Annotated in this window: 17 protein-coding genes; 7 read left to right on the top strand and 10 right to left on the bottom strand. The window is 66.9% G+C overall.

Annotated elements, in window-relative coordinates; genetic code table 11:
• Positions 1 to 56: 56 nt before the first annotated feature.
• The gene (ilvA, locus tag ACFFU4_RS05085) at positions 57 to 1,295 is read right to left on the bottom strand and encodes a threonine ammonia-lyase IlvA (RefSeq protein ID WP_377067700.1); all 1,239 of its coding nucleotides are present in this window, start codon (positions 1,293 to 1,295) and stop codon (positions 57 to 59) included.
• A 103-nt stretch (positions 1,296 to 1,398) separates the two neighbouring features.
• Here ilvA and ACFFU4_RS05080 point away from each other — a divergent pair, with 103 nt between their 5' ends.
• Positions 1,399 to 2,625 carry an argininosuccinate synthase gene (locus tag ACFFU4_RS05080; protein ID WP_377067698.1) on the top strand — a complete coding sequence of 409 codons (1,227 nt, stop codon included), beginning with the start codon at positions 1,399 to 1,401 and terminating at the stop codon, positions 2,623 to 2,625.
• Between the two features lie 71 nt (positions 2,626 to 2,696).
• On the opposite strand, the gene ACFFU4_RS05075 is transcribed toward ACFFU4_RS05080, so the two are convergent.
• Complete coding sequence (locus tag ACFFU4_RS05075) at positions 2,697 to 3,419, bottom strand: sulfotransferase-like domain-containing protein (protein WP_377067696.1); 723 nt, start codon at positions 3,417 to 3,419, stop codon at positions 2,697 to 2,699.
• A 103-nt stretch (positions 3,420 to 3,522) separates the two neighbouring features.
• On the opposite strand from ACFFU4_RS05075, the gene tmpT reads away from it, so the two are divergent.
• Complete coding sequence (tmpT, locus tag ACFFU4_RS05070) at positions 3,523 to 4,161, top strand: thiopurine S-methyltransferase (RefSeq protein ID WP_377067694.1); 639 nt, start codon at positions 3,523 to 3,525, stop codon at positions 4,159 to 4,161.
• Here tmpT and ACFFU4_RS05065 read toward each other — a convergent pair.
• Positions 4,158 to 5,066, bottom strand: coding sequence for a D-amino acid aminotransferase (locus ACFFU4_RS05065; RefSeq protein WP_377067692.1), 909 nt, complete (start codon positions 5,064 to 5,066; stop codon positions 4,158 to 4,160). The two genes, tmpT and ACFFU4_RS05065, sit on opposite strands and share 4 nt — an antisense overlap.
• Positions 5,067 to 5,212: 146 nt before the next feature.
• Between ACFFU4_RS05065 and msrA the strand changes: the two genes are divergently transcribed.
• Positions 5,213 to 5,881, top strand: a complete 669-nt coding sequence (gene msrA, locus ACFFU4_RS05060; protein ID WP_377067690.1) for a peptide-methionine (S)-S-oxide reductase MsrA — start codon at positions 5,213 to 5,215, stop codon at positions 5,879 to 5,881.
• 55 nt (positions 5,882 to 5,936) lie between these two features.
• Here the strand turns inward: msrA and ACFFU4_RS05055 are convergent, their stop codons facing one another.
• Positions 5,937 to 8,192: an NADP-dependent malic enzyme gene (locus ACFFU4_RS05055; protein ID WP_377067688.1), complete on the bottom strand. Its 2,256-nt coding sequence runs from the start codon at positions 8,190 to 8,192 to the stop codon at positions 5,937 to 5,939.
• A gap of 159 nt (positions 8,193 to 8,351) precedes the next feature.
• On the opposite strand from ACFFU4_RS05055, the gene mutS reads away from it, so the two are divergent.
• Positions 8,352 to 10,985 carry a DNA mismatch repair protein MutS gene (gene mutS, locus ACFFU4_RS05050; protein ID WP_377067827.1) on the top strand — a complete coding sequence of 878 codons (2,634 nt, stop codon included), beginning with the start codon at positions 8,352 to 8,354 and terminating at the stop codon, positions 10,983 to 10,985.
• Positions 10,986 to 10,998: 13 nt separating this feature from the next.
• Here the strand turns inward: mutS and ACFFU4_RS05045 are convergent, their stop codons facing one another.
• Positions 10,999 to 11,568: a nucleotide exchange factor GrpE gene (locus ACFFU4_RS05045; RefSeq protein ID WP_377067686.1), complete on the bottom strand. Its 570-nt coding sequence runs from the start codon at positions 11,566 to 11,568 to the stop codon at positions 10,999 to 11,001.
• Positions 11,569 to 11,571: 3 nt separating this feature from the next.
• Positions 11,572 to 12,642 (bottom strand): heat-inducible transcriptional repressor HrcA, encoded by a 1,071-nt coding sequence (hrcA, locus tag ACFFU4_RS05040; RefSeq protein ID WP_377067684.1) that lies wholly within the window; start codon positions 12,640 to 12,642, stop codon positions 11,572 to 11,574.
• 118 nt (positions 12,643 to 12,760) lie between these two features.
• Between hrcA and rph the strand changes: the two genes are divergently transcribed.
• The 3 genes from rph to hemW are packed head-to-tail and all read left to right on the top strand — an operon-like array spanning position 12,761 to position 15,225.
• Complete coding sequence (gene rph / locus ACFFU4_RS05035) at positions 12,761 to 13,477, top strand: ribonuclease PH (RefSeq protein ID WP_377067682.1); 717 nt, start codon at positions 12,761 to 12,763, stop codon at positions 13,475 to 13,477.
• Positions 13,470 to 14,078: an RdgB/HAM1 family non-canonical purine NTP pyrophosphatase gene (gene rdgB / locus ACFFU4_RS05030; RefSeq protein ID WP_377067680.1), complete on the top strand. Its 609-nt coding sequence runs from the start codon at positions 13,470 to 13,472 to the stop codon at positions 14,076 to 14,078. The genes rph and rdgB overlap by 8 nt, the downstream gene beginning before the upstream one ends.
• Positions 14,071 to 15,225, top strand: coding sequence for a radical SAM family heme chaperone HemW (gene hemW / locus ACFFU4_RS05025; RefSeq protein ID WP_377067825.1), 1,155 nt, complete (start codon positions 14,071 to 14,073; stop codon positions 15,223 to 15,225). The genes rdgB and hemW overlap by 8 nt, the downstream gene beginning before the upstream one ends.
• A 4-nt stretch (positions 15,226 to 15,229) precedes the next feature.
• Here hemW and ACFFU4_RS05020 read toward each other — a convergent pair whose 3' ends face one another.
• The 4 genes from ACFFU4_RS05020 to mnmG form a co-directional block, all read right to left on the bottom strand.
• On the bottom strand, positions 15,230 to 16,072 hold the full coding sequence (locus tag ACFFU4_RS05020) for a ParB/RepB/Spo0J family partition protein (RefSeq protein ID WP_377067823.1): 843 nt from the start codon (positions 16,070 to 16,072) through the stop codon (positions 15,230 to 15,232).
• 72 nt (positions 16,073 to 16,144) lie between these two features.
• Positions 16,145 to 16,954 (bottom strand): ParA family protein, encoded by an 810-nt coding sequence (locus ACFFU4_RS05015; RefSeq protein ID WP_377067678.1) that lies wholly within the window; start codon positions 16,952 to 16,954, stop codon positions 16,145 to 16,147.
• Positions 16,947 to 17,549: a 16S rRNA (guanine(527)-N(7))-methyltransferase RsmG gene (rsmG, locus tag ACFFU4_RS05010; RefSeq protein WP_377067676.1), complete on the bottom strand. Its 603-nt coding sequence runs from the start codon at positions 17,547 to 17,549 to the stop codon at positions 16,947 to 16,949. Before rsmG ends, ACFFU4_RS05015 begins: the two co-directional genes overlap by 8 nt.
• A complete protein-coding gene (gene mnmG / locus ACFFU4_RS05005; RefSeq protein WP_377067674.1) occupies positions 17,546 to 19,417 on the bottom strand; it encodes a tRNA uridine-5-carboxymethylaminomethyl(34) synthesis enzyme MnmG in 1,872 nt (623 codons plus the stop codon). Before mnmG ends, rsmG begins: the two co-directional genes overlap by 4 nt.
• Position 19,418: the final 1 nt, after the last annotated feature.

The raw sequence follows: 19,418 nt of genomic DNA, 5'->3' as shown, positions 1-19,418 counted from the left end.
TCATTCGCATTCACGCGACACGCTCCAACTTCTTGATTTCGCATGTTCAAGGAGCTCTAGATGAGGAACTCGGCCAGAACCTCGTCGCGCGTGATGTCGCGATACGCGAATCCGGTCCGGTCGAGCCGCTCGATCAGCGCGTCGAAATTGCCGGCATGCGTGGTCTCGATCCCGATCAGGACCGAGCCGAAATTGCGCGCGGATTTCTTGAGGTATTCGAACCGCGCGATATCGTCGTCGGGGCCGAGCACGTCGAGAAAATCGCGCAGTGCGCCGGGGCGCTGCGGCATCCGCAGGATGAAATATTTCTTGAGCCCCGAGAAGCGCTGCGCGCGCTCCTTGACCTCGGGCAGCCGCTCGAAATCGAAATTGCCGCCGGAGGTGACGCAAACGACTGTTTTACCACGGATAACCGAGGCCATATCCTTGAGCGCATCGACCGACAGCGCGCCCGCCGGCTCGAGCACGATGCCCTCGACATTGAGCATCTCGAGCATGGTGGTGCAGAGCCGGTCCTCGGCAACGGTCAGAAGGCTGTAGCCGTCATGCGGGGCGAGCCGCGCGAAGGGGCGCGCGCCGATCTGCGCCACCGCCGCCCCGTCGGCAAAGGTATTCACCTGATCCAGCCGCACCGGTGCCCCGGCCCCGACCGCCGCGGCAAGACAGGCCCCGCCCGCGGGCTCGACCAGGGTGAGCGGCACGCGGTCGCCGAAATAGCTGCGCACGCCGGAGGACAGCCCGCCGCCGCCAACCGGCAGGAACAGGTGATCGGGCAGCCGGTCCATCTGCATCTCGATCTCGACGGCGACGCTGGCCTGACCGGCGATCACGTCCTCGTCGTCGAACGGCGGCAGGAAATGTCCGCCCACCTCCGTGCAATAGGCCTGCGCGGCGGCGAGCGTGTCGTCGAAATAGTCGCCGATGAGCCGGATGGTGACGGCATCGCCGCCGAATTTCTCTGTCTTTCCAATCTTTTGCTGCGGTGTCGTCACCGGCATGAAGATCGTGCCATGCACCCCGAAATGGCGGCACATACAGGCCACGCCCTGCGCGTGATTACCGGCGCTCGCGCAGACGAACTGTGCCGTGGCGGGCCGCGCCGAGAGCACATGGCGCATGGCGTTGAAGGCGCCGCGCAGCTTGTAGGAACGGACCGGGCTGAGATCCTCGCGCTTGAGCCAGATATCGGCCCCGTACCGCTCCGACAGGTGGTCGTTGCGTTGCAGGGGCGTGGCCGGAAAGACGGCGCGCATGGCGGCCTCGGCGGCGCGGGCGGTATCGCGGAACTCGGACATGGCCGTGTCAGTGACGCAAACGCGGGCGGCTGGCAAGGGGCTGGCTTGCCCCGCCCCGCAAAACCCGCTAATCGCGCGGGAAATCCGCGAAGGGAGACGCATGATGTCCGCGCCGAAGAAAGTCGTTCTGGCCTATTCCGGGGGTCTCGATACCTCGATCATCCTGAAATGGCTGCAGACGGAATATGGCTGCGAGGTGGTGACCTTTACCGCCGACCTGGGCCAGGGCGAGGAGCTGGAACCCGCGCGGGAAAAGGCGAAACTCCTTGGGATCAAACAGGAAAATATCTATATCGAGGATGTGCGCGAGGAATTCGTGCGCGATTTCGTGTTTCCGATGTTCCGCGCGAATGCCGTCTACGAAGGGCTCTACCTGCTCGGCACCTCGATCGCCAGGCCGTTGATTTCAAAGCGCCTTGTCGAGATCGCGGCCGAAACCGGGGCCGATGCCGTGGCCCACGGCGCGACCGGCAAGGGCAACGACCAGGTGCGGTTCGAACTGGCAGCCTATGCGCTCAACCCCGATATCAAGGTGATCGCGCCGTGGCGGGAATGGGACCTGACCAGCCGCACGCGACTACTTGATTTTGCAGAGAAAAACCAGATTCCGATCGCCAAGGACAAGCGCGGCGAGGCGCCGTTTTCGGTGGATGCAAACCTGCTGCACACGTCGAGCGAGGGCAAGGTTCTGGAAGACCCGGCGGAGGCGGCGCCCGACTATGTCTATCAGCGGACGGTGCGCCCCGAGGACGCGCCGGACACGCCGGAATTCATCGAAATTTCCTTCGAGAAAGGCGATGCCGTGGCTATCGACGGCACCCCGATGAGCCCCGCCAACATATTGACAAAACTCAACGAATTGGGCGGCAAGCATGGTATCGGGCGGCTCGATTTCGTGGAGAACCGCTTTGTCGGGATGAAGTCGCGCGGCATCTACGAGACGCCGGGCGGCACCGTCCTGCTGGAGGCGCATCGCGGGATCGAGCAGATCACGCTCGACAGCGGCGCCGGGCACCTCAAGGATTGGCTCATGCCGCGCTATGCCGAGCTGATCTATAACGGCTTCTGGTTCAGCCCGGAACGCGAGATGTTGCAGGCGGCGATTGACCAATCGCAACATCATGTGTGCGGCACCGTCCGGCTCAAGCTCTACAAGGGGGCGGCCACGACCGTCGGGCGGTGGTCGGATCACAGCCTCTATTCCGAGGCGCATGTGACGTTCGAGGAGGATGCCGGGGCCTATGACCAGAAGGATGCCGCCGGGTTCATCCAGCTCAACGCGCTGCGGCTGAAGCTGCTCGCGGCGCGGAACCGGCGGCTCAAGGGCTGAGCCGAACCGCACGGTTCAAGCCGCGAACCGGGAGGCTCGCGGCGCGCCCGGCACGGTGGCGCAAGGATTTGCTAATCGGGCAAGAGCGCCACGGCGCGCAGCCGGTCGTAGGCGGGCATCGCCGCCTCGGCCAATGCCGCGCGCGGACCGTCGAGCGCGGGCGGCGGCCCCTCGGCGGGGGCGAAGCCGGCGCTGTCATGCACCGCCCCGTACCAGTGCGCCGCCCAGACCCCGTCATCGGCGTGGCCGCCGCGCGGCCAGGTGAGCATTGCGGGCGTCCAGTCGAGGCCCAGCGCGGCACAAAGCCGTTGCAACATGGTTGACGGATCGCGCCGGATATCGGCCGAATCGATCACCACCGGGGCGTGCCCCACGGAAACCAGGTATTCATAAAGCTCGACCTGCTGAACAAAGCCGATATCGGCGAGGGTGGGGTTGTCGTATTTCGCGGAAAAGCTGGCGGCGACGCGCGCCGGGTGGCGGATGAGAAACACGTTGACCACCTCGCGTACCCAGTCGCGGGGGATGCCGGGGATCATGTGCTGGGCCATGTGCTTTTGGTAGAAATGCGGCTTTTGCGCGGGAACCGGGCCCAAGAGGCGCGCGACCACCCTGGCCGGGTCCTGCGGTTGCGCGGCGAGGATGGCGTCGCGCATCGGGTGATCGAGGCCGGTCTGCGCGAGGTAGGCGGCATAGAACGGCTCGTCCACCACCGCGCAATCGCCGCGCGCGGCGAAGGCGTACATCATCGCGGTCGACAGGTTGCGCGGCCCCGACCACATGGCGATGCGCATCCCCTTCCCTCCCCTTGCTCCCCGGTTCGTGAGCCGCAAGCGCTTGGCTTTGCCCGCAACTCTGCTACCACATCGGGGCAGGCGATAAAGGGGGCCATGGGCGATGGACGCGCAATTCTGGCATGACAGGTGGCAAGAGGGGCGGCTCGGCTTTCACGAGGGGCGCGTGAACCGGATGCTGGAGGCGCATGTGGGTGCGCTGGGCCTCGGGCCGGGGCAGCGCGTGTTCCTGCCGCTGTGCGGCAAGGCCGTGGATATCCCCTGGCTGTTGTCGCAGGGCTATCGCGTGGCCGGGGCGGAGCTGAGCGAGATCGCGGTGCGCGACCTGTTCGCGGAGATGGGGGTGGTGCCGGAGGTGACGGAAACGGGATCGCATCGCCGCTATTCCGCCGACGGGATCGACATTTTCGCGGGTGATATCCTTGAGATCACGGCAGATGTGCTCGGCCCGGTGGACGCGGTCTATGACCGCGCGGCGCTGGTGGCGCTGCCGGAGGAGATGCGCCGCCGGTACGCCGCGCATCTGTCCGGGATCACGGCGGGCGCGCCGCAACTTCTGGTGACGTTCGAGTACGATCAGGCGGCGATGGACGGCCCGCCGTTTTCCGTCACCGAGGACGAGGTGGCGCGCTGTCACGGGGCGCGGTATGCCATCGAGGTGCTGGCCGATGCGGAGGTGCCGGGGGGCCTCAAGGGGATCGTCGCGGCGCGCGAAAAGGCGATGCTGCTGCGGCCGGTCTAGGCCGTTTCGCGCCGGATCAGAGCGTTGTAAAGGTCCTGAATGCGGGTCGTGACGGGGCCCTGCGCGCCGTCGCCGATCGTGCGGCCGTCGATCTCGCCCACCGGGGTCTGTGCGCCGAACGTGCCGGTGAGGAACGCCTCGGCGGCGGAGTAGGTCTCGACCAGCGAAAAATTCTTCTCGTAAACGGGGATGCCATCCTCGCGGCAGAGGTCGATGACCTTTTGCCGCGTGATGCCGTTCATGCAGTAGTCGCCCGTCGAGGTCCAGACCTCGCCCCGCCGGACGATGAAGAAATTGCAGGCGTTGGTGGTGTTCACGAAGCCGTGGATATCGAGCATCAGCGCCTCGTCGGCCCCGGCCTTTTCGGCGGCGATGCAGGCGAGAATGCAGTTGAGCTTGGAATGCGAGTTGAGCTTGGGGTCCTGCGTCATCGGCAGGCCGCGGACATGCGGCACGGTGGCAAGGCGGATGGGGCGGGCGATGGAGGGGGTCGAATGCTCCATGATGATGGCGATGGTGGGGCCCTGGCGCGACAGCGAAGGATGCTGGAACGGCCGGGTCTTGACGCCGCGCGTCACCATCAGGCGGGCATGGGCATTATCGGTCATGCCATTGGCAGCTTGTGTGTCTGTTATGGCCTGAAACAGCTCTGTCCGCGTCATGCCGATATCGAGGTCGATGGCGCGGGCGGCCTCGAACAGGCGGTCGAGATGCTCGTCTGCGAACGCCCATGTGCCGTTGTAGAGGCGCAGCCCCTCCCACACGCCGTCGCCCAGCATGAAGCCGCTGTCATAGACGCTGACCAGCGCCTGCTCTTTCGGCACGATGCGACCATCGAGCCAGATGCGGATGGCCTCGTTGCGGGCATCCTCCTGCGCGGCGTGGGTGGTCTGGTGATCGGTCATGGCGGCTCCTTTCAGGGACGAGGGTAGCGGCGGCGGGGGAGCGGGCCAAGGGCGAAACCGCGCTCAACAGCGCGTGAGGTCACGCGTTTGTCGGTTGGGCGTGACGGGCTTGCACGGCATCCTCGGCGCATCAGGGAGGGCAGGCCATGGCCATCGGACTAAGGGAATTCAAGGCGGGGATGCTGGCGCTCCTGATCGCGGCGGCGCTGTGTTTGCAGGGCGGGCGCGCCGGGGCAGCCGAACCCGCGACGCTGGTGGTCGCGGGCGGCTGTTTCTGGTGCGTGGAGGCGGATTTCGAGGTCGTCGCGGGCGTGTTCGGGGCCGAGGCAGGGTTTGCCGGGGGCAATGTGGACAGCCCGACCTACAAACAGGTAACACGCGGCGGCACCGGGCATCTGGAGGCGGTGCGGATCAGTTTCGACCCGGGAAAGGTGAGCCGCGCGGACCTGCTCCGGCTGTTTCTGCGCTCCATCGACCCGACCGATGCGGGCGGGCAATTCTGCGACCGGGGGGAGAGCTATACCACCGCGATTTTCGTCTCTGATCGGGCGGAAAAGGCACTTGCCGAGGCCGCGATCCGCGAGGCCGCGGCGGCGCTGGGTCAGGACATCGTCACGCCGGTGCGCGCGCTCGACCGGTTCTGGCCCGCCGGGGCCTATCACCAGGATTACCACCGGAGCCGCGACATCGTCCTCACCCGTTTCGGGCCGCGCACCAAGGCCAGCGCCTACAAGCTCTACCGCAAGTCCTGTGGGCGCGATGCGCGGGTGCGGGCGCTGTGGGGCGACGCCGCCGCGTTTGCCGGGGGATCGTGACGGGGTTTCTTCCTGGTGAAAATACTCATGGCCCAGGGTGGCCGCGCGCGCAGCGTCAGCCCACCTTGCACGCCGCCAGCACCGCCATGTTGAGGATGTCGTTGGAGGTGAAGTTGGACGAGCAGATCTGGATCGGGGATTCGACCCCGGCGAGGATCGGGCCGATTACCGTGGCGCCGGCCATTTCCTGCATCAGTTTGACCGAGATCGAGGCCGAATGGCGCGCGGGCACGACGAGGACGTTGGCGGGCCCCGAGAGGCGCTGAAACGGGTAATTCTCCTGCGCGCGGGCGTTGAGCGCCACATCGACGGTCATCTCGCCCTCGAACTCGAAATCGACGCCGCGCCGCTCCAGCACCAGCGGCGCACGGTGCATTTTCTCGGCGCGCTCGGAATCGGGATAGCCGAAGGTGGAGAAACTGACGAAGGCCACCCGCGGATCGAGCCCGAGATGGCGCGCCACGTCGGCACCGCGGGTGGCGATGGTGGCAAGATCCTCCTCGTCGGGCCATTCGTGGACCAGCGTGTCGGCGATCAGCACGATGCGCCCCTTGTGCAACAGCGCCGTCACCCCCACCGCGCCATGCCCGGCATCGGCGTCGAAGACGTGGTTGATCCGTTCGAGGATATGGGCGGATTTGCGCGTGGCCCCGGTCACGAGCGCGTCGCCGTGATCGTGGGCGAGCATCAGCGCGGCAAAGACGTGCCGGTCGCGCGCGGCGAGGCGGTGCACATCCTGCCGGTCGAAGCCCTTGCGCTGAAGGCGCGTGTAGAGGAACGCCTTGTATTCGTCGAGCCGGCCGGTCTTGGCGGCGTTGACCACCTCGAGCTCGCGCACCGCGTCGGACATGCCGATGGCGTCGAGCTTGGACTTGACGTCGTCGTCGCGCCCGACGACGAGCGCCTTGCCGAGGCCGGTGCGCTGATACTGCACCGCGGCGCGCAGCACGCGCACGTCATCGCCCTCGGCAAAGATCATCCGCGCCTGAGCGCGGCGCGCGCGGGCGTTGATGCCGCGCAGGATATTGGCCGTCGGATCCATGCGAGACTTGAGCGACAACTCGTAGGCGTCCATGTCGACGATGGGGCGGCGCGCCGCGCCGGTGTCCATCCCGGCGCGCGCGACGGCGGGCGGGATGGTGTGGATGAGGCGCGGATCAAACGGTGTGGGGATGATGTAATCGCGCCCGAAGGCGAGCTTGCGCCCGTAGGCCATCGCCACCTCGTCGGGCACGTCGAGCCGGGCGAGACGGGCGAGCGCCTCGGCGCAGGCGATCTTCATCTCGTCGTTGATGGCGCGGGCATGGACGTCGAGCGCGCCGCGAAAGAGATAGGGGAAGCCAAGCACATTGTTGACCTGGTTGGGATAATCAGAGCGTCCGGTGGCCACGATCGCGTCGGGACGCACGGCATGGGCGTCCTCGGGGGTGATCTCGGGGTCGGGGTTGGCCATCGCGAAGATCACCGGGTTGTCGGCCATCGAGGCGACCATGTCCTGCGTCACCGCGCCCTTGGCCGACACGCCGAGGAACACGTCTGCGTCCTTCATCGCGTCTTCGAGGGTGCGCCGGTCGGTCGCGGCGGCATGGGCGGATTTCCACTGGTTCATGCCTTCGCTGCGGCCCTGGTAAATGACGCCCTTGGTGTCGCACATGATGCAGTTGTCGTGCCGCGCGCCCATCGACTTGAGCAATTCGAGACAAGCGATACCCGCCGCCCCGGCGCCGTTGAGCACGATGCGCACATCCTCGATCTTCTTGCCCGACAGGTGCAGCGCGTTGATCAGCCCGGCGGCGCAGATCACGGCGGTGCCGTGCTGATCGTCGTGGAACACCGGGATGTCCATCACCTCCTTGAGACGTTGCTCGATGATGAAGCATTCGGGGGCCTTGATATCCTCGAGGTTGATGCCGCCGAAGGTGGGGCTCATCAGGCGCACCGCGTCGATGAACGCATCCGGGTCCTCGGTATCGAGCTCGATGTCGATGGAATTGACGTCGGCGAAGCGCTTGAACAGCACCGCCTTGCCCTCCATCACCGGCTTGGAGCCGAGGGCGCCGAGATTGCCGAGGCCCAGAACCGCAGTCCCGTTGGAGATGACGGCGACGAGGTTGCCCTTGTTGGTGTAGTCATAGGCCAATTCGGGGTTGGCCGCGATCTCCTCGCACGGCACGGCGACGCCGGGAGAATAGGCGAGGCTGAGGTCGCGCTGTGTGGTCATCGGCACGGTGGCCGTGATCTCGAATTTGCCGGGGGTCGGCTCGAGGTGGAAGGCGAGCGCCTCTTCGCGGGTGTATTTTGGGTTGGTCATGGGGCGGCCTTTTCGGAGATGGTCAGTCTTCAATAGCGGGGGACGGACGTTGTCTCAACCGAAAGGCGGAAGGGGCTTTCGCGCAAACCGGGGGGTTTGTAAGGTCCGCGCCAAAGGCAGGGGGCAGCATTGAGCGAGACCGACGCGACAGTAACGCCGATGATGGCGCAATATCTGGAGATCAAGGCGCAGCACGCGGATGCGCTCCTGTTCTACCGGATGGGCGATTTCTACGAGCTGTTCTTTGACGATGCGGTGGCCGCTGCGGAGGCGCTGGATATCGCGCTCACCAAGCGGGGCAAGCACCTGGGCGAGGATATCGCCATGTGCGGGGTGCCGGTGCATTCCGCCGAGGGGTATCTGCTGGCGCTCATCCGCAAGGGCTTTCGCGTGGCGATTGCCGAACAGATGGAGGATCCGGCGGAGGCGAAGAAGCGCGGCGCGAAATCGGTGGTGCGGCGCGAGGTGGTGCGGCTCGTGACCCCCGGCACGCTGACCGAAGAGAGCCTGCTCGATGCGCGGCGGCACAATTTTCTCGCCGCCTTTGCCGAGGTGCGGGGCGAGGGGGCGCTGGCCTGGGTGGATATCTCGACGGGCGCGTTTCACGTCTTGGGGCTGTCGCGCGCACGGCTGGGGGCGGAACTGGCGCGGCTGGGGCCGCGCGAGCTTGTGGTGATGCAGGAGAAAGAGGGCGATTTCGCCGGAATAGTGACTGAGTCTGGCGTGGCGCTGACCACGCTGGGGGCAGCGGCCTTTGACAGCGCGGGGGCGGAGGCGCGGCTTTGTGCGCTCTATGGCGTGGGCACGCTGGATGCCTATGGCGCGTTTTCGCGGCCCGAGATCGCGGCGATGGGGGCAATCATCGAGTGGCTGGAGATCACGCAGCGCGGTAAGCTGCCGCTGCTGCGGGTGCCGGTGCGCGAGGCGCAAGGGTCGGCGATGCAGATCGACGCGGCGACGCGGCGCAGCCTGGAGCTGACGCAGGGGCCCGACGGGCGGCGCGCCGGATCGCTGTTGTCCACCATCGACCGGACGGTGACGGCGGGGGGCGGGCGGCTTCTGGAACGGCGGCTGTCGAGCCCGAGCCGGAGGCTTGACGAGGTGCAGGCGCGGCTGGATTGCGTGGGGTTTCTGGTGGAACGGTCCCGATTGCGGGATGCTCTGCGGGATACATTGCGCAAGGTGCCCGATCTCGACCGGGCGCTGTCGCGGCTTGGGATCGACCGGGGCGGGCCGCGCGACCTGGCGGCGGTGCGCGACGCGCTGGCGCAGGCGGCGGGCATTGCGGGGCGGCTGAATGGTCTCGATCTGCCCGGGCGGCTGTGCGAGGCGGTGACGTCCCTGTCGGGGCATGACGACTTGCGCGACCTGCTGGACAGCGCGCTGGTGGCCGAACCGCCGCTGCTGGTGCGCGAGGGCGGGTTCATCGCCGCCGGGTACGATGACGACCTGGACGAGGTGCGGCAGCTTCGCGACGAGGGGCGCGGGGTGATCGCGCGCATGCAGGGGGAGTATGTCAGCCAGACGGGCATCGCGTCGCTGAAGATCAAGCACAACAACGTTCTGGGCTATTTCGTCGAGGTGACGGCGACGCATGCCGGCAAGATGCTGGCCGCGCCGCTCAACGAGACGTTCAAGCATCGGCAGACCACGGCCAGCCAGTTGCGGTTCACCACGCCGGAGCTGAGCGAGACGGAAAGCCGTATCCTGAACGCCGGGGGGCGGGCCATCGAGATCGAAAAGCGGCTCTATGATGGCCTGAAAACGGATATTCTGGCGCAGGCCGGGCCGCTGGGAGAGGCGGCGCGGGGGCTGGCGGAAATCGACCTGGCCGCGGCGCTGGCGGAGATCGCTGTGGCCGAGGACTGGTGCGCGCCGGAGGTGGACGGCAGCCGCGCGCTGCATATCGCGGGCGGGCGGCATCCGGTGGTCGAGCGGGCGCTGCGCGCCGAGGGGGGCGCGCCGTTCATCGCCAATGATTGCGACCTCGGGGACGACAGCGACATCTGGCTGCTGACCGGGCCGAACATGGCCGGGAAATCCACGTTCCTGCGGCAGAACGCGCTGATCGCGCTGCTGGCGCAGATGGGTAGCCATGTGCCCGCGCGGGCGGCACATGTCGGGATCGTCAGCCAGCTATTCAGCCGGGTGGGCGCGTCGGACGATCTCGCCCGCGGGCGCTCGACCTTCATGGTGGAGATGGTCGAGACGGCGGCGATCCTCAACCAGGCGGACGATCATGCGCTGGTGATCCTGGACGAGATCGGGCGCGGCACGGCGACCTATGACGGCCTCAGCATCGCCTGGGCGGTGATGGAGCACCTGCACGAGGTGAACGGGTGCCGCGCGCTGTTTGCCACGCATTACCACGAGATGACGCGACTTTCGGACCGGCTCGACCGGGTGACCAATGCCACGGTCAGCGTCAAGGAGCATGACGGCGAGGTGATTTTCCTGCACGAGGTGCGGCGCGGCGCGGCGGATCGCAGCTATGGCGTGCAGGTTGCGCGACTGGCGGGGCTGCCGGAGACAGTGGTCGAGCGCGCGCGGGTGGTGCTCGATGCGCTGGAGAAGGGCGAGCGCGAGGGGGGCGCGGCGCGGCAGACGCTGATCGACGACCTGCCGCTGTTTGCCGCGACGCCCGCACCCACCGCCGCCGCGCCGCGCGCCTCTCACGTTGAGGCGCGGCTGGCCGAGGTGCTGCCGGATACGCTCAGCCCGCGCGAGGCGCTGGATTTGATCTATGAGTTGAAAACGATGGCGGACGGACCGGGGGCGGACGGGGCAGGATAAGCCCCGGCCTGTTTCAGCCCTTGTTCGACGACACGCCCACCTGCGCGGGGCGCAGGATACGGTCGTGCAGCATGAATCCCTGCGTCGAGACCTGGATGATCTCGCCCGATTTGGTGCCCGGCAGCGGCGCCTCGAACATCGCCTCGTGATGTTGCGGATCGAAACGGTCGCCGACCTGCGGATCGATCACGGTGATGCCATGCTTGGCGAACACGTTGAGAAGCTCACGCAGCGTCAGCTCGATCCCCTCGACGAGGGCGCCGGAGGCGGCACGCTGATCCTCGGTGATGGTGTCGAGCGCGCGCTTGAGATTGTCATGCACCGGCAGCATGTCCCGGGCGAGCCGGGAGCCGCCGTAATTCTCGGCCTCGCGGCGATCCTTGTCGGAGCGCTTGCGCGCGTTCTCGGCATCGGCCAGCGCGCGCATGAACTTGTCCTGGAGCGCGTCACGCTCGGCGCGCAGGGCGTCGATCTCGGCCTCCTGCGGCGATGTTCCCTGGTCTACCGCGTCGGCGGCGTCGCGCTCCTCGGCGGCGGCCTCCTCGATATCGTCCAGGAAACCCTGTTCTTTCGGCTCTGCCATAGTCTACCTCTCACTCCGGTCGGAGATCAGTCTGCCCACGAGCTGTGCCGTGTAGTCCACGATCGGCACGATCCGCCCGTAGTTGAGGCGCGTGGGGCCGATGACCCCGACCGCGCCAATGATCTTACGGTCAGCGTTCATATATGGAGAGACCACCAAAGAGGAACCCGAAAGTGAGAAAAGTTTGTTCTCCGAGCCGATAAAAATGCGCACGCCTTCGCCCTCGTCGGCGCGTTCGAGGAATTCGGCGATGTCGCGCTTGCGTTCGAGATCGTCGAACAGCACGCGAATCCGTTCGAGATCGGCCTCGTCCACATCGGCGTCGATCAGATTGGCGCGGCCGCGCACGATCAGGCGCTCGTGATTCTCGCCCTCGCTCTCCCACACGGCGAGGCCGCTCTCGACAAAGGCATGTGCAAGCGCGTCGATCTCCTGCCGCCGGGCGGCGATCTCGGTGCTGATGCGGCGCTGCATGTCCGAGAGCGTCTTGCCCTCGACCAGCGCGTTGAGAAAATTGGCCGCCTCGCGCATCGAGCTTGGCGTCTGGCCCGGCGGCGGGGTGAACACCCGGTTTTCCACCTGCCCGTCGGAAAACACCAGCACGGCGAGCGCTCGGTCATGGGCGAGGCTGACGAACTCGATATGCTTGATCGGGGCCTCGTGCTTGGGGGCGAGTACCAGCGACGCGCCGTGGGTGACGCCGGAGAGCGCCGAACCGATGCTGTCGAGCAGACCGGTCACGTCGCGGGAATTGCTGGCGACGGTCGAATCGATCAGCTCGCGGTCGGAGGCTTCGAGCCCGCCCACCTCGAGCAGCCCGTCGACGAACATGCGCAGCCCCTCCTGCGTGGGCACGCGGCCGGCGCTGATATGGGGGCTGCCCAGCAGGCCGAGATATTCGAGGTCCTGCATGACGTTGCGGATGGTGGCCGCGCTCACCTTCTCGGAGAAATCGCGGGTGAGGGTACGCGAGCCGACCGGGTCGCCGGTGGCGAGATAGCCCTCGACGACGCGGCGAAACACCTCGCGCGAGCGATCGTTGAGTTGGGCAAGGTTGGTCGTGTCCTCGGACATCTGGTGCGCTTTCATGGTCGAACAGGCATTAAAGACGGGATGGCGCAAAGGTCAATCGGGGTTGCCATCGCGGACCGCTCCCATATATGCCGAGGCCAACATCACGAAGGGGACAGAAATGCGGCCTTCCGGCAGAGATTTAAGTGAAATGCGGCCCGTTTCAATCGAAACGGGCGTTCTGAAACATGCCGAGGGGTCTTGCCTCGTGAAGATGGGCGACACGCATGTGTTGTGCACCGCGACGATCGAGGACCGGGTGCCGCCCTTTGTCAAGGGGACGGGGCTTGGCTGGGTCACCGCCGAGTACGGAATGCTGCCGCGCTCGACCGGGAGCCGGATGCGGCGCGAGGCGGCGGTGGGCAAGCAGGGCGGGCGCACGGTGGAAATCCAGCGGCTGATCGGCCGCGCGTTGCGCGCCGGGACCGACCGGGTGGCGCTGGGCGAGCGGCAGATTACGGTGGATTGCGATGTGATCCAGGCCGATGGTGGGACGCGCTGCGCCGCGATCACCGGCGGCTGGGTGGCGCTTCGGCTGGCGGTGGGCAAGCTGATGGCCGCGGGCGACATCGTGAGCGACCCGCTGCCCGACCCGGTGACGGCGGTGTCCTGCGGCATCTATGCCGGGCAGCCGGTGCTCGATCTCGATTACCCCGAGGACAGCGCGGCGGGTGTCGACGGCAATTTCATCATGACCGGCGCGGGGCGGCTCATCGAGGTGCAGATGAGCGCCGAGGGCGCCACCTTCAGCCGCGACGAGATGGGTACGCTGCTCGACCTCGCGGCGAAGGGTGTCGGAGAGCTGGCGGCACGACAGCGCGAGGCGACCGGTGCGTAAACTCGATGGCGACACGCTCCTGGTGGCGACGCATAACGCGGGCAAGCTTGAGGAGATCGCGCATCTTCTGGAACCGTATGGCGTGCGGGTGATCGGCGCGGGCGAGCGTGGGCTGCCGGAGCCGGAGGAGACCGAGACCAGTTTTGCCGGCAACGCGCGGATCAAGGCGCACGCGGCGGCGCAGGCCACGGGCCTGCCGGCGCTGGCCGACGATTCCGGTATCGCGATCGACGCGCTGGACGGCGCACCGGGGGTCTATACGGCGGATTGGGCCGAAACAGGCTCTGGTCGCGACTTCATCCTGGCGATGGGCAAGGCGCATGACCGGCTCCGCGAGAGCGGCGCGCCGCAACCGTGGACGGCGCGGTTCTGCTGTACGCTGGTGCTGGCCTGGCCCGATGGGCATGACGAGGTGTTCGAGGGCACCGTCGAGGGGTGGATCGTCTGGCCGATGCGCGGGGCGCAGGGGCATGGCTATGACCCGATCTTCCAGCCCGCGGGGCACGACGTGACCTTTGCTGAGATGGATCGCTGGGAAAAGAACCGGATCAGCCACCGCGCCGACGCCTTTACCAAGATGATCGACGGTGCCTTTGGCTGAGGACTGGCAAGAAGGGGGCTTTGGCCTCTACGTGCACTGGCCGTTCTGTCAGGCGAAATGCCCCTATTGCGATTTCAACAGCCACGTCGCGCAGGTGATCGACCACGCGCGCTGGCGCGACGCCTACCTGCGGGAAATCGCCTTTTATGCCGGGTTGGTGCCGAATCGTGTGCTGGGTTCGATCTTTTTCGGGGGCGGCACGCCGAGCCTGATGGACCCCGAAACCGTGGCCGCGGTGATCGACGCGGCGCGGGCCGCGTGGCCGGTGGCCAATGACCTCGAAATCACGCTGGAAGCAAACCCCACATCGGTGGAGGCCGGGCGCTTTGCCGCCTATGCCCACGCCGGGGTGAACCGGGTGTCGCTGGGGGTGCAGGCGCTGAACGACACCGATCTGCGGCGTTTGGGGCGGTTGCACAGCGCGGCGGAGGCGATGCAAGCCTATGAAATTGCAAGAAAGTTCTTTGATCGGACGAGCTTTGACCTGATTTATGCTCGGCAGGATCAGACGCTTGACGCGTGGCGGGACGAGTTGCGCCGCGCGCTCGATCTGGCGGTGGATCACCTGTCGCTCTATCAGCTCACCATCGAGGGGGGCACGGCGTTTGGCGAGCGGTATGCCGCCGGAAAGCTGCGCGGGCTGCCCAACGAGGATCTGGCCGCGGACATGTACGAGGCGACGCAGGAGATCTGCGGCGCGGCGGGAATGGCGGCCTATGAAGTCTCCAACCATGCCAGACCGGGGGCGGACTCGCGGCACAACAGGCTTTATTGGCGCTATGGCGATTACGTCGGCGTCGGTCCCGGCGCGCATGGGCGGCTGACCATCGGCGGGCAGCGGCACGCCACCGAGGCGTGGCGCGCGCCCGGCAAATGGCTGAACGCGGTGGCGCAGGGGACCGGCGAGAGCCTGCGGGACGCGCTGAGCCGGGAGGAACAGGCTACCGAGCACTTGCTGATGGGGCTGCGGCTGAGTGAGGGGATCGACATGGCGCGACACGCGGCGCTGTCGGGCACCCCGCTCGATGCCGGGCGGTTGCGCCATCTGGAAGAGATCGGGATGGTGGAGATGGCGGGCACGCGGCTGCGCGTCACCGGGGCGGGGCGACCGGTGCTCAACGCGGTTCTGCGGGAGCTGCTGACCTGAGCGGTCAGGCGCTGAGCAGGCCCATCAGCCGATCAAGATCGTCGAGCGACGTGTAGCGGATGGTGAGCGCGCCGCCCTCCTGCCCCGGCGTATGGTCGATCTGCACCTTCATCGACAAGGCCGCCGAGAGGTCGGATTCCAGCGCCTTGGTGTCGGCGTCCTTTTCCGGCTTGCCGCCCGCCTTGGCGCTCCTGGCGGGCTTTCCCGTCTCGGGGCCGGCCTTGGCGAGCTTTTCTGTCTCGCGCACCGACAGGCCCTTCTGGATGATCTTGCGGGCGAGCGCCGCGGCATCCGGCGCGGTGATGAGGGCGCGCGCGTGGCCCGCCGACAGGCGCCCCTCGCGCAGATGCTCCTGCACCTCCTCGGGGAGGTTGAGCAGGCGCACGGCGTTGGCGATGTGGCTGCGGCTCTTGCCGAGGACATCAGCGAGCTTTTCCTGGGTATGGCCGAACTTGGTCATCAACTGGCTGTAGCCCGCCGCCTCCTCGACCGGGTTGAGATCGGCGCGCTGGATGTTCTCGATGATCGCGACTTCGAGCACCTCGATATCCGAGAAGTCGCGCAGCAGCACCGGCACCTCGTGCAGCTTGGCCATCTGCGCGGCACGCCAGCGGCGTTCGCCGGCGACGATCTCGTATTCGCCGGGGGTGGCCGGGCTCTCGCGCACGATCAGGGGCTGAATGATGCCCTTTTCACCGATCGAGCGCGCCAGATCGGCCAGCGCATCGGCGTCGAAATGGCGGCGCGGCTGGTCCGGGTTGGGGTGGACCTTTTCCACCGGCACGCGCATGTCGGGCTGCGGCGGCTGGCTCTCGGCGCTCTCGGTGGTCTCGCGGACATCGGCCATCAGGGCCGACAGCCCACGCCCGAGGCCGCGTTGCTGGGATTTCTTCGTGCTCACCGCCTCGTCTCCTTTTTGTTATGCCGCGACGCGGGCGTGCCGCCGGATGATCTCGCCCGCGAGATCGCGGTAGGCCTGCGCCCCCTTGGACGCGGTATCGTAGGTCAGGACCGGCATGGCGTAGGACGGGGCCTCGCTCACCCGGACGTTGCGGGGGATGCGCGTGGCAAAGACGAGATCGCCCAAAGTGTCGCGGGCGTCGGCCTCGACCTGCGCCGACAGGTTGTTGCGCCCGTCCACCATGGTCAGCAGCACGCCCTCGATGCGCAGATCGGGATTGGCGCTATGCCGCACCTCGCGGATCGTGAGCATCAATTGCGACAGCCCCTCGAGCGCAAAGAACTCGGCCTGCAGCGGGATCAGCACCGAGTGCGCGGCAACCATCGCGTTGATCGTCAGAAGACTGAGCGAGGGCGGGCAGTCGATCAGCACGTAATCGGGCGCGAGCGCCCCCATCGCCGGCTGGCGCAACGCATCATGGAGCAGGAAGCTGCGCTTTTCATTGGAGAAAAGCTCGATATCCGCCGAGGAAAGATCAACCGTCGCGGGGATGATCGACAGCCGGTCCTGCGACGTGGGCTGCACCGCCGTGTCGAGCGGGGCCTCTTCGAGCAGGAAATCGTAGGTGGTGATATCGCGCGCCCCGGCCTCGATCCCGAGCCCGGTGGAGGCATTGCCCTGCGGGTCGAGATCGACGATCAGCACACGCGCGCCGGAATCCGCGAGCGCGGCGCCGAGATTGATGGTGGTCGTGGTCTTGCCCACGCCGCCCTTCTGATTGGCGACCGCGATGATGCGGGGGGCGGTGGTCAGGCTCGGGTCAGGCACGGGATACTCCTGTGACGTGCAGAATGACAGCGTCGGGGTCTGTCCTGCTTTTATCAACACGGGACGTGAATTGCCACTTGCTTTGCGCCTCCGCGATCTCCTGGCGCCATGTTGCGCCCTTGGGGAAGAGCGCGGTGCCGCCGGGGGCGAGATGGCGCTCGGCATGACCCATGAGCGTGGCAAGATCGGCAAGGGCGCGGGCGCTGAGCACGTCCGCCTGGAGCGGCGCGGTCGACTCGATGCGATCAGTGATGACGGTGGCGGCGAGGCCGGTTTCGCGAATCACCGTGCGCAGAAAGGCGGATTTGCGCGCGTCGGATTCCACGAGGGTGACGCGGGCGGGCGATTCCGTATCCTGCGCGAGGATAGCGATCACGAGCCCCGGAAAGCCGCCGCCGGAGCCGAGATCGGCCCAATGGGAAACGGGATGCGGAGCGAGCGCGTGAAGCTGCGCGGAATCCGCGAAATGGCGTGTGTGCAGATTGGGAAGGGAGGCGCGCGAGACGAGGTTGATCCGCGGATTCCATTTCTCGATGAGCGTGGCGTAGAGGTCTAGCCGCTCCTTTGTTTCACGTGAAACATCCCGGAGGATCATGCGCTCTGCGCCCGCTCGCCCCGGCGCAGGCAGATGAGGATCAGCGCGAGCGCGGCGGGGGTCATCCCGTCGATCCGCGCCGCCTGCGCCAGCGTTTCCGGTTTGGCGGCGGCAAGCTTGGCCTTGAGTTCATTGGACAATCCGTCGATGCCCGCGTAATCGAACGCCTCCGGGATTGCCACGCCCTCGTCCCGGCGGAGCATCTCGACATCGCGGGCCTGCCGGGCGATGTAATTGGCGTAGGTCGCGTCCTTCTTGAGCTGCGCGGCGATGTCCGACGCGACGTCGGCGAGCGCCGGGGTGAGCGAAACGAGATCGGCCAATTCGGTGCCGGGAAAGGCGAGAACCTGCATTCCGTTGCGGCGCGTGCCGTCCTGATTGACGGCGATTCCGGCGGCGGCAAGGTCACGCGGCGTGTAATTTGCCGCGTCGAGCAGACCGCGGGCGGCGGCGATCCGGTCTATCTTGTCCTCGAAGGCGCGCTGTCGCTCTTCGCCGACGCATCCCGTCGCGATCCCGAGGGGCGTCAGCCGCTGGTCGGCGTTGTCGGCGCGCAGCGACAGGCGGAATTCGGCGCGGGAGGTGAACATGCGATAGGGCTCGGTCACGCCGCGGGTGGTGAGATCGTCGATCATCACGCCGATATAGCTGTCGGTGCGGCTGAACGTGACGGGCGCCGCGCCGGCAGCATGGCGCGCAGCGTTGAGCCCGGCGACGAGCCCCTGTGCGGCGGCCTCTTCGTAGCCGGTGGTGCCGTTGATCTGCCCGGCGAGAAAGAGCCCCGGCACGTCGCGCAGGGCAAGGCGGTGGTCGAGCGCGCGGGGATCGACGTAATCGTATTCGATGGCATAGCCGGGTTGCAGGATGTCGGCGTTTTCAAGACCGGCGATGGAGCGCACATACGCCTCCTGCACCTCAAGCGGTAACGAAGTGGAAATACCGTTCGGGTAAATTACCGAATCGGAAAGACTCTCCGGTTCGAGGAAAATCTGGTGCGACGGCTTGTCGGCAAAGCGAACGATCTTGTCCTCGATGGAGGGACAGTAGCGGGGGCCGATACCGTCGATATGACCGCCATACATGGCCGACCGGCCGAGATTGTCGCGAATGATGTCGTGGGTGCGGGCATTGGTGTGGGTAATGCCGCAGGACACCTGCCGCGCGACGGGCGCGGTGGACAGGAAGGAAAACATCACCGGGTCGTCATCCGGGGGCTGCATGTCGAGGCCATCCCATGCGATGCTGCGCCCGTCGAGACGCGGCGGCGTGCCGGTCTTGAGGCGCCCGAGGGGCAAGCCGAAGCTGTCGATGCGCTGCGCGAGGCGGAGGCTGGGCGGATCGCCCATGCGGCCGCCGGGACGCGACACATCGCCGATATGGATGACGCCGCGCAAAAAGGTGCCGGTGGTGAGAATCACGGCGCGCGCGGCGATCTCGCTGCCATCGGCGAGAATCACGCCGGTGACGGTATCGCCGGTCATGCGGAAATCGGCGGCCTCGCCCTCGATGATGGCCAGATTCGGCTGTGCGGCGAGTGCCTTCTGCATCTCCTCGCGGTAGATGCGGCGGTCTGCCTGGGCACGCGGGCCCTGCACGGCGGGGCCCTTGCGGCGGTTGAGCAGCCGGAACTGAATGCCGGCGCGATCCGCGACGCGGCCCATCACCCCGTCGAGCGCGTCGATCTCGCGCACGAGATGGCCCTTGCCCAGGCCCCCGATCGCAGGGTTGCAGGACATGACCCCGATGCCGTCGCGCGACAGGGTGACGAGCGCCGTGCGCGCGCCCATCCGGGCGGCGGCGGCGGCAGCGTCCGCGCCGGCATGACCGCCACCGATGACCAGCACATCGAATTGTTTCACGTGAAACACC

The organism is Roseovarius ramblicola, from assembly GCF_042430665.1.
Lineage (GTDB): Bacteria > Pseudomonadota > Alphaproteobacteria > Rhodobacterales > Rhodobacteraceae > Roseovarius > Roseovarius ramblicola.
Note: the sequence above shows the minus strand (reverse complement) of the source record. Positions and strands in the feature narration are given on the sequence as shown.

Excerpts from the sequence above, each read along its gene's own strand:
- tmpT (WP_377067694.1), top strand. The coding sequence starts at position 3,523 with ATGGACGCGCAATTCTGGCATGACAGGTGGCAAGAGGGGCGGCTCGGC.
- ACFFU4_RS05065 (WP_377067692.1), bottom strand. The coding sequence starts at position 5,066 with ATGACCGATCACCAGACCACCCACGCCGCGCAGGAGGATGCCCGCAAC.
- hrcA (WP_377067684.1), bottom strand. The coding sequence starts at position 12,642 with ATGTCCGAGGACACGACCAACCTTGCCCAACTCAACGATCGCTCGCGC.
- ACFFU4_RS05075 (WP_377067696.1), bottom strand. The coding sequence starts at position 3,419 with ATGCGCATCGCCATGTGGTCGGGGCCGCGCAACCTGTCGACCGCGATG.
- ACFFU4_RS05055 (WP_377067688.1), bottom strand. The coding sequence starts at position 8,192 with ATGACCAACCCAAAATACACCCGCGAAGAGGCGCTCGCCTTCCACCTC.
- mutS (WP_377067827.1), top strand. The coding sequence starts at position 8,352 with ATGATGGCGCAATATCTGGAGATCAAGGCGCAGCACGCGGATGCGCTC.
- rph (WP_377067682.1), top strand. The coding sequence starts at position 12,761 with ATGCGGCCTTCCGGCAGAGATTTAAGTGAAATGCGGCCCGTTTCAATC.
- ACFFU4_RS05020 (WP_377067823.1), bottom strand. The coding sequence starts at position 16,072 with ATGGCCGATGTCCGCGAGACCACCGAGAGCGCCGAGAGCCAGCCGCCG.
- ACFFU4_RS05045 (WP_377067686.1), bottom strand. The coding sequence starts at position 11,568 with ATGGCAGAGCCGAAAGAACAGGGTTTCCTGGACGATATCGAGGAGGCC.
- ACFFU4_RS05080 (WP_377067698.1), top strand. The coding sequence starts at position 1,399 with ATGTCCGCGCCGAAGAAAGTCGTTCTGGCCTATTCCGGGGGTCTCGAT.
- ilvA (WP_377067700.1), bottom strand. The coding sequence starts at position 1,295 with ATGTCCGAGTTCCGCGATACCGCCCGCGCCGCCGAGGCCGCCATGCGC.
- msrA (WP_377067690.1), top strand. The coding sequence starts at position 5,213 with ATGGCCATCGGACTAAGGGAATTCAAGGCGGGGATGCTGGCGCTCCTG.
- rsmG (WP_377067676.1), bottom strand. The coding sequence starts at position 17,549 with ATGATCCTCCGGGATGTTTCACGTGAAACAAAGGAGCGGCTAGACCTC.